We start from the raw sequence: 9,134 nt of genomic DNA, 5'->3' as shown, positions 1-9,134 counted from the left end.
TGTTTACAAGCTGTGGGACCGCGGAAGCGGAACCGCGTACTTTTTGTAGAACGGTCCGGCGAGTTGCGCTGTCCGGCGAGGTTAAGCACTGAAGGTGCGGAGCCGCAGGGAAACCGGGTCTTAAAAGGGCCACAGTCAGACAGCGCAGACCCGAAACCGGGTGATCTATCCATGTCCAGGCTGAAGCTTCTGTAAGAGGGAGTGGAGGGCCGAACGCACATCCGTTGAAAAGGGTGGCGATGAGGTGTGGATAGGGGAGAAATTCCAATCGAACCCGGAGATAGCTGGTTCTCCTCGAAATAGCTTTAGGGCTAGCCTCATGAGAGTCTTGCGGAGGTAGAGCACTGAATTTCCTAGGGGGCGTCAAAGCTTACCGAAGAATATCAAACTCCGAATGCCGTAAAGATGGTTCATGGGAGTCAGACTGTACGAGATAAGTTGGACAGTCAAAAGGGAAAGAGCCCGGACCGCCGGCTAAGGCCCCCAAGTGCGTGTTAAGTGGGAAAGGATGTGGGATTTCAAAGACAACCAGGATGTTGGCTCAGAAGCAGCCATGCATTCAAAGAGTGCGTAACAGCTCACTGGTCGAGAGGTCCTGCGCCGAAAATGTCCGGGGCTGAAACACGCCGCCGAAGCCGCGGGATGTAGTAATACATCGGTAGAGGAGCATTGCCGCCACGAAGAAGCAGTACCGGAAGGAGCTGTGGAGAGGCGGGAAGAGAGAATGCCGGAATGAGTAGCGAGAGGAAGGTGGGAATCCTTCCGGCCGAATATCCAAGGATTCCAGGGTAAAGCTGATCTGCCCTGGGGAAGTCGGGACCTAAGGCGAGGCCGAAAGGCGTAGCCGATGGACAACAGGTTGATATTCCTGTACTGCGGGATAACAGAACTGTGGGGACGTATGCGGGAAGCATGAGCCGGGAACGGAAAGCCCGGTGCAAGCAGAAGAGGTGGCGGGGAGGCAAATCCCCCCGTTAAGCCGAAGCTGTGATGCGGAGCGAAAGAAAGTAGCGAAGCATGTGGAGCGCGTACCGGGAAAAGCCGCTATTGTTTATCCTGTACCCGTACCGTAAACCGACACAGGTGGATGGGGAGAGAATCCCAAGGCCGACGGGAGAAGCATTGTCAAGGAACTCGGCAAAATGGCCCCGTAACTTCGGGAGAAGGGGTGCCTGCGGAAGCAGGCCGCAGAGAAAAGGCTCAGGCAACTGTTTAGCAAAAACACAGGTCTATGCAAAACCGGAAGGTGAAGTATATGGGCTGACGCCTGCCCGGTGCCGGAAGGTTAAGAGGAGGGGTTAGTATTTGCGGTGCCCTTCAGGGTATCGCGGTGCGAAGCTCTGAATCCAAGCCCCGGTAAACGGCGGCCGTAACTATAACGGTCCTAAGGTAGCGAAATTCCTTGTCGGGTAAGTTCCGACCCGCACGAAAGGCGTAATGATCTGAGCACTGTCTCGACAATGCACCCGGTGAAATTGAAATGCCAGTGAAGATGCTGGCTACCCGCGCCAGGACGGAAAGACCCCATGGAGCTTTACTCCAGTCTGGTACTGGGATCTGGTGCTGCATGTACAGGATAGGTGGGAGGCTAAGAAGCAAGGGCGCCAGCCCATGCGGAGCCGCTGTTGGGATACCACCCCTGCAGTACCGGGTTTCTAACCAGCCGCCGTAAGCCGGCGGTGGGACAATGCCAGGCGGGGAGTTTGACTGGGGCGGTCGCCTCCGAAAGGGTATCGGAGGCGCTCAAAGGTTCCCTCAGGATGGACGGAAACCATCTGGAGAGTGCAAAGGCAGAAGGGAGCCTGACTGCGACACCGACGGGTGGGGCAGGTACGAAAGTAGGACTTAGTGATCCGGTGGCAGAACGTGGGATTGCCATCGCTCAACGGATAAAAGCTACCCTGGGGATAACAGGCTTATCACTCCCAAGAGTTCACATCGACGGAGTGGTTTGGCACCTCGATGTCGGCTCATCGCATCCTGGGGCTGCAGCAGGTCCCAAGGGTTGGGCTGTTCGCCCATTAAAGCGGTACGCGAGCTGGGTTCAGAACGTCGTGAGACAGTTCGGTCCCTATCCGGCGCGGGCGAAGGAGATCTGAGAGGAGCTGTCCCCAGTACGAGAGGACCGGGATGGACGGACCACTGGTGCATCTGTTGGCACGCCAGTGCCATGGCAGGGTAGCCAAGTCCGGACGGGATAAACGCTGAAGGCATCTAAGCGTGAAGCCCCCCTCAAGATGAGATGTCCCATTCGAAAGAAGTAAGACCCCTTGGAGAGTACGAGGTAGATAGGGCAGGAGTGGAAGTGCAGCAATGGATGGAGCTGACTGCTACTAATCGGTCGAGGGCTTGACCAGAGGAAGAAAGAAGGAAGAAGATGTAAGACGGGAAGAAGAGATGTAAGGGCTGTAGGCTGTATGGGTTTTTCAGGGTACAGAAAATATATTGACAAAAGCAGGATGTTCCACGTATAATAATTGTTACGTGGAATATTATATAGATACAGGGGAATCATACAGCGGCAGTATCGCGGTCTCCAAAACCGTTCACGGGGGTTCGAATCCCTCTTCCCCTGCTTTAGAAGTCTGTGTCAGTTAATAGAATATGACTGACAGCAGACTTATTTTTTTATTCTATAGGAAGGACTGTGTTACTGTGAAGTGTTAAATCGTATAGCTTTCCTGTTTCTGCCTGAATATTTCAGGATTTATCACATTATTTCTTTTCAGTAATATACTATTCATATAAAGACAGGAGTGTAAAGGTATTGTTATGGAGGAAAGGAAAAATGTGATAAAAAATACCTGTGATTTCGCAGGTATCAGGCCGATTATGATGGATTTACCCTGGCCGGAGATTCAGGTCAGGGCGCAGAATCAGATTTATGCAAATCTGCTGAGTGTTGATTACTGTGGAGCCACATCTGAAATGTCGGCGATTACCCAGTATATCAACAATGAAAATCGGTTATCCTGCGGAAACTGCCCTCTGGCCAGAACCGTTCTTGGAATTGCCATGGCAGAAATGATGCATTTGCAGAAACTGGGCGAACTGATTTTTCTTCTGGGGGGAACTGTGGATTTTGTTGCCCGGCAGCCCAATGGCAGGAATGTTATGTGGACGCCGGGATATCTGAACATACCGGAAAACGGCAGGAAAATGCTTCTGGCTGATATTGAAGCGGAAAAGTCAGCCATTAATCAGTACAGAATGCATATAAAGGTCATCAATGACGATTGTGTCAACAGAGTTCTGGAGCGTATCATCAAAGATGAAGAATACCATATTATGATTTTACAGAATTTGCTGAAAGAATAAATGGTTTTCTGTCAGTTTTTGTAATAGAAAACTGCAAGCTGGGTCCGGTCCCGCAGGCCCAGCTTCTCCAGAATGGAGCTCAGATAATTCCGCACGGTTCCCTCACTCAGGCAGAGCTGTCCGGCAATTTCCCGGTTGCTGCAGCCCTGAGCCACCAGCTCAATAATTTCCAGTTCTTTGTCGGTAATTCCTTTTGCAGCGTAATTATAAGGAGCAGATTCCAATCCGGAAATGAAATCAGGAAGACGGGTTACGATTTCATTTCCGAACACGTTCTGGCCTTTTACCACTGCTTTCAGAGAGGGCAGAAGGCTTTCAAAATCCTGTTTCAGGATATATCCCTTTGCACCCAGTTTTAATGACCGGACGATATATTCATCATCCAGAAACGTGGTCAGAAACAAAATTTTTGCCTCCGGATCACGTTTCAGAATCACTTCTGCGGCTTCAAGGCCGGTCATTTCATCCATGCGGATATCCATAAGCAATACCTGCGGATGGTATTTTTCGTAGAGGGTTACCGCCTCCCGGCCATTATTTCCAATTTCCAGTACCTGAATTTCTCCGGAGGCTTCCAGAATGGTTTTCAGGGACAGAGAAACAAACGGGTCGTCATCTACAATGATAATATTCATGCGAAATCCCTTTCTTTCTATACTTTCAATTATGTTACTATCCGCGGGGCAGAGAAACAAAAATCCGAAATCCGTTTTCAGTGGAAATGGATATATTTCCGTTCAGAGTGTTTACCCGCTCCTGCATATTTGAGATACCAATACCGGAACTGCCAGTTCTGGCATTGGTGCCGTTATCCTTTATCATAAGCTGGTACAGGCTTGGATGTTCCCGCAGTACAATGGAAATTTCCCTGCCGTTGCTGTGCCGGGCAGTATTGGACAATGCCTCTTTGATAACCGAAATAAAGCAGTATTTTACCGGAGCGGGAATGTAGGGGCCCATATCATAGTTCAGGCTGATCTGATAATCAGGGAAATCGGAAATCAGTCCGGAGACAGAGGCTTCCAGGTCAATGGAATCGTCGTGGAGGTCATGGACGCTTTCCCGCACAGAGGTCATGGTCAGTGACAGGGTATTGCCCAGTTCTTTCAGCGGCTCCTTCAGATTTTCCTGATGATTGATGGCAGACAGAGCGCCGGACTGAAGAATGGAGCGGGAAAGCATATGTCCCACATTATCATGAATTTCTCTGGCAATCCGATTGCGTTCCTTTAAAGTGGCAATGTGTATTTCATGATTCTGCTTTTCAATCAGGTCCCGGTTCTTCTGCCGGAGCAGCAGATGGTATTCCGTAGAAGAATCCCGCAGCAGGCGGAATTCCCGCTCCAGTTCCAGAAGTCTGGCAGTTTTGCGGGCCATGAACCATGCAATCAGAAACAGAAGGAGGGTTGCCCAGGGAAGTATGGCAGGTTCCTTCCGGAAAGAGAGAAAAGGAAGCAGCCCGGCGGTAAAAATTACTGGTATACGGTTCAGGGATACTGCCAGTTCGTAAAAAAGGAGCGGCAGGAAACAGCCAAAAGCGGGATATATCAGACTGAGGCTTCCCAGAACCATCCAAAGCAGCACCAGCAGAACGCGGAAATGTGCCGGGAGCTGTGAGAGGGACAGGCAGTCCAAATTGCAGAAACTGCAGAGGCAGATAAAACTTATGGCAGTCAGCAGCGCCAGTATGGATGACAGGCGTTCCAGGGGCCACTGGAACCTGAGAAGCAGAGTGCAGCCGGTCAGAAGAATCAGTTTATCAGAAAGTGTGGTCATAATAGTTCCTTTCAGCAGCCTGGCATAGCAGGCAATTGCGAAACTATTAAATTATCAAAATTTCATGTACAATTCCTATACTTTCCATGAAATATTTTCATCATACAAAAAGCCGAAATGCCGGACGCACCGAACATTCCAGCGAGCCTTTGACTACGAAAGAGCATGTCAGCAAAGGCTTCCATTCTCTTTTAAGTCTCGCTTCCATGGTGCTGAAATGCATTTCTCACCTTTTGTATGAGAAAATATTTACATTCGAATTTTTCAAATTGCACATGAAATTGGTATAATTATATGAGTTTCGCAATTACCTGGTCTGGCTTATGCCAGACCAGGAATTTACAGTGTTTTTCTGATTATACTACATTCGGATTGAATTTTACAGGGGCCGGGGAAAAATGTGACATTTGTAATGGAAGAAGGTGACAGGAGACACTACTGTATGACGGGAAAGTCTGCTAAAATGAAAAATGTGAAAGGGAGATTTCACGTAAATCAGAATGAAAATCGTAAAAAGGAGATTTCATATGAAATCAGACAGAATAATATGGAGGAAATGCCGATGGGAAAAAAAGTGGTGGAAATAGAAAATCTGGTAAAACGGTATCGGGAGCTGATTGCCCTGGACCATTTGAATCTTGCGGTGGAGGAAGGTGAGATTTTCGGCCTGCTGGGCCCCAATGGTTCCGGGAAAACCACGGCCATTAACTGTATTCTGGCTCTTTTGTATTTTGACAAGGGCAGCGTAAAGGTTTTTGGACAGGAAATTCAGCCGGACAGCTATGAGATTAAGAAACAGATTGGGGTGGTGCTGCAGAATGTGGCAGTGTTTGAGGAACTGACCGTGCAGGAAAATATTGACTATTTCTGCGGCCTGTACATACAGGATAAGAAGACCAGAAAACAGTATGTGGAAGAAGCCATTATCTTTTCCGGTCTGGAGGATTTTCGTAAATTTTACCCGAAAAAGCTGTCAGGGGGACTGCTCAGGAGACTGAATATCGCCTGCGGAATTGCCCATAAACCCAGATTGATTATTATGGATGAGCCTACGGTGGCTGTGGACCCTCAGAGCCGGAACCGGATTCTGGAAGGGATTCAGAAGCTGAACCGGGAGGGAGCCACGATTATTTATACCTCCCATTATATGGAAGAGGTGGAACAGATCTGCAGCCGGATTGCCATCCTGGACAAAGGCAGATGTGTGGCCACGGGAACCAGAGACGAGCTGAAATCCATGATTCGGATGGGAGAAAAGATTCACATGGAGGTGCTGGAATTGCAGCCGTTTCAGATTGAGGAAATCAAAGAGCTGCGCCATGTGTATCAGGTGGAATATCAGGATGGAATGCTGGAAATCCGCTGCAGCGGCGGAAAGCATAACCTGGTGCATATTCTGGATTATTTCGGCAGCCGGAACATTGGATTCGGCAGAGTGTATTCGGAACTGCCTACCCTGAACGATGTATTTCTGGAGATTACCGGAAAAGAGCTGCGGGACGCTGCGGAGACAGCCTGAGGGTTCGTCAGGCAATTGTCCGTGAGAGTCCATATTGGAAAGGAGAAAGCAAATGTTTTTCAGATTATACAAGTACAGTCTGCTTCGGTCGTCACGGGACCGGCTGACCATATTCTGGAACCTGATATTTCCTGTTATGCTGGGAAGTCTGTTTCAGCTGGCTTTTGGAAATTATACGGAAAAAGAGGTACTGTTCCATCAGATTCCGGTAGCCTGCGTGGAGGAAGAAGGGGCAGATGAGAATTTTTCAGAGCTTCTGAAGGTGCTGGAAACAGACAATGAACTGATACAGGTACAGAAAACGGATAAGAAAAAGGCAGAGCAGCTTTTACGGGATGAAAAGGTGGAAGGTATTTTTCTTAACAGGGGAGAAGCCGGACAGGAGGACAGAGGAATTTCTCTGATAGTGACGGAAGAAGGGATGAATCAGACTATTTTAAGCTCCATTCTGGAGCAGTATGAGCGTACCTGCGCCACACTGACTGCCATTGGGAGGGAATACCCTGCCGGAATTCAGGAAGCGGCGGCGCTGCTGAAAGAAGACTGCCGGTATCTGAAAGAAGGAAATGTGGGAAAGGCGTCCGCTAACAGCGTTCTGGATTATTTTTATTCCCTTCTTGCCATGAACTGCCTGATGGGGGCGACTACGGGACTTGTCTGTGCAGTGGAATTTAAGGCGAATTTAAGCGTGCTGGCGGCCAGACGGATGGTGGCAGGCTGCAGCAGATTTCGGATGCTCTGGCCGGATCTGGCGGCAAAAATAACCGTTCAGTTTGTGTATATTACCTTTTCCATGGGATATCTGATGTTTGTATTAAAGGTTCCTCTGGGAGAACAATGGGGATTTTTGCTGCTGACAGAATTTGTGGGAAGCGTACTGGGTATTTTTATTGGGTTTTTTATCGGGGTGGCAGGCAGAATGCAGTACAGCATGAAAGAAGCCCTGTGTATTCTGATTATGATGGTATCCAGTTTTTTCAGCGGGCTGATGACAGACGGAATCCAGAGGGTAATAGAACGGTATGTTCCGTTTTTTGCCCGTATCAATCCGGCTTCTCTCATTGCAGGTGCTTTTAACAGCCTGAATATTTATGACACTTATGGGCGGTATCTGGAATCTGTGGGAACCATGGCGGTGATGATTCTGGTTCTGGCCGCAGGATCTTTCATGTTGGCAGGGAGGGAACGATATGCAGGTATTTAAAGCATTTTTTCGGATTTTATACAAAAATAAAACGTCGCTTTTCATGTATATTGCCATTTATCTGGCCCTGACTCTGATTATCAGCAATGTGCTGCAGGAAAAAAGCCAGACAGAATTTACAGGAGTTTCTCTGGATGTGGCATTGGAGAACCGGGATGGAGGAAGCCTCGGAAAAGCGCTGGAAACATATCTGGAAGCCAGACACCGGCTTACGGATATTCCGGAACAGAAAGAAGATTTGCAGGACGCCATGTACTATCGGGAACTGGACTATGTTCTGACAATTCCGGAAGATTTTACAGAGAAGTTTCAGAATGGAGATACGGAAGAACTGCTGGAGGGATTTATGGTGCCCGGCAGCAGCAGCGCTTACCTGATTGAACAGGACATCGAAAGCTACCTGAAAACCGTTTCCATGTATCTGAAGGCGGGCAGCGACGTACAGCAGGCAGCTTCCTTAAGCATCCGGGATTTGGAAAAGAAAGCCCAGGTGGAATTTCTGGAGGAGGATGGAACCAGTACAATTCCCGGCGGATTTTACTTTTTCCAGTATATTCCCTATGTATTTCTGATTATGATGATTCTGGGCGTGGGAAATGTCATGAAATCCTTTAAAAATAAAGATTTGGAAGCCAGAAACAAATGTTCTTCCATTTCTTTTCTGAAACAGAATATGCAGATTTTTCTGGGATGTATGGTCTATATGGGGCTGGTGTATGTCATCTTTATGGGAATGGCCTGTCTGAATACGGGAGATTATATTTTCACATTGCAGGGATTTTTAAGCGCTGTCAACGCGCTGGTGTTTGGGATTTGCGCATTGAGTGTGGCCTGGTTTGCAGTGCAGTTTGCCAGGAATACGGCTGCATTAAACGTGTTGAGTAATATTTTCGGTCTGGGATTCAGTTTTCTGGGAGGCGTGTTCGTGTCCCTGGATATGATGGGAGAACGGGCAAGACAAATCGCCAGATTTACCCCTTCCTACTGGTATGTGAAAGCAAATGAAGATATTCTGAGTGTGGAAGATTTTACCGGAGCAGGATTGGTGTACCGTTCATATCTGATGGTATTGATGTTTGCGTTTGTCTTTTTTTCCGCGGGGCTTCTGGTTCATCGGATGAAGCTCAGAAGCAGGTAGAGCAGACAGATGCCGGATTTGAACAGCTAAAAAGCAGAAAGGGGCTGCCGGGAAACCGACAGCCTCATTTTATTCTATAGGAAAGACTTTGTCACGCTAACGTGTGAAAGTATCTTTCCTATAGAATAAAAAAGCTCTTATCGCACTGCGGCGGGTATGAAATCTGTCGCAAAGCGACC

Annotated in this window: 6 protein-coding genes, 1 tRNA gene and 1 rRNA gene (1 of these 8 only partly in view); 6 read left to right on the top strand and 2 right to left on the bottom strand. The window is 48.3% G+C overall.

What is annotated here, in order from left to right; translation table 11 throughout:
* From VSQ32_09035 to VSQ32_09025, 3 genes are all read left to right on the top strand, one after another.
* Positions 1-2,357 (top strand): 23S ribosomal RNA (locus VSQ32_09035); it begins 551 nt to the left of the window's first position.
* Positions 2,358-2,504: 147 nt separating this feature from the next.
* A tRNA-Trp gene (locus VSQ32_09030) sits at positions 2,505-2,575 on the top strand.
* Positions 2,576-2,772: 197 nt separating this feature from the next.
* Entirely contained in the window at positions 2,773-3,318 is a 546-nt protein-coding gene (locus tag VSQ32_09025) for a ferritin-like domain-containing protein (protein ID MEH2943003.1), read from the top strand.
* Between the two features lie 11 nt (positions 3,319-3,329).
* Here the strand turns inward: VSQ32_09025 and VSQ32_09020 are convergent, their stop codons facing one another.
* Positions 3,330-3,953, bottom strand: a complete 624-nt coding sequence (locus VSQ32_09020; GenBank protein MEH2943002.1) for a response regulator transcription factor — start codon at positions 3,951-3,953, stop codon at positions 3,330-3,332.
* A gap of 37 nt (positions 3,954-3,990) precedes the next feature.
* Positions 3,991-5,094, bottom strand: coding sequence for a histidine kinase (locus tag VSQ32_09015; GenBank protein MEH2943001.1), 1,104 nt, complete (start codon positions 5,092-5,094; stop codon positions 3,991-3,993).
* 562 nt (positions 5,095-5,656) lie between these two features.
* Here VSQ32_09015 and VSQ32_09010 point away from each other — a divergent pair.
* From VSQ32_09010 to VSQ32_09000, 3 genes are read left to right on the top strand one after another with little or no spacing between them, the layout of a single operon-like run.
* The gene (locus VSQ32_09010) at positions 5,657-6,613 is read left to right on the top strand and encodes an ABC transporter ATP-binding protein (protein ID MEH2943000.1); all 957 of its coding nucleotides are present in this window, start codon (positions 5,657-5,659) and stop codon (positions 6,611-6,613) included.
* A gap of 52 nt (positions 6,614-6,665) precedes the next feature.
* Positions 6,666-7,817, top strand: coding sequence for an ABC transporter permease (locus tag VSQ32_09005; protein MEH2942999.1), 1,152 nt, complete (start codon positions 6,666-6,668; stop codon positions 7,815-7,817).
* The gene (locus VSQ32_09000) at positions 7,804-8,955 is read left to right on the top strand and encodes an ABC transporter permease (protein MEH2942998.1); all 1,152 of its coding nucleotides are present in this window, start codon (positions 7,804-7,806) and stop codon (positions 8,953-8,955) included. Before VSQ32_09005 ends, VSQ32_09000 begins: the two co-directional genes overlap by 14 nt.
* Positions 8,956-9,134 lie beyond the last annotated feature (179 nt).

This window comes from Lachnospiraceae bacterium JLR.KK002 (genome assembly GCA_036941025.1).
Lineage (GTDB): Bacteria > Bacillota > Clostridia > Lachnospirales > Lachnospiraceae > Petralouisia.
This window is presented reverse-complemented; position numbering and strand designations above follow the sequence as displayed.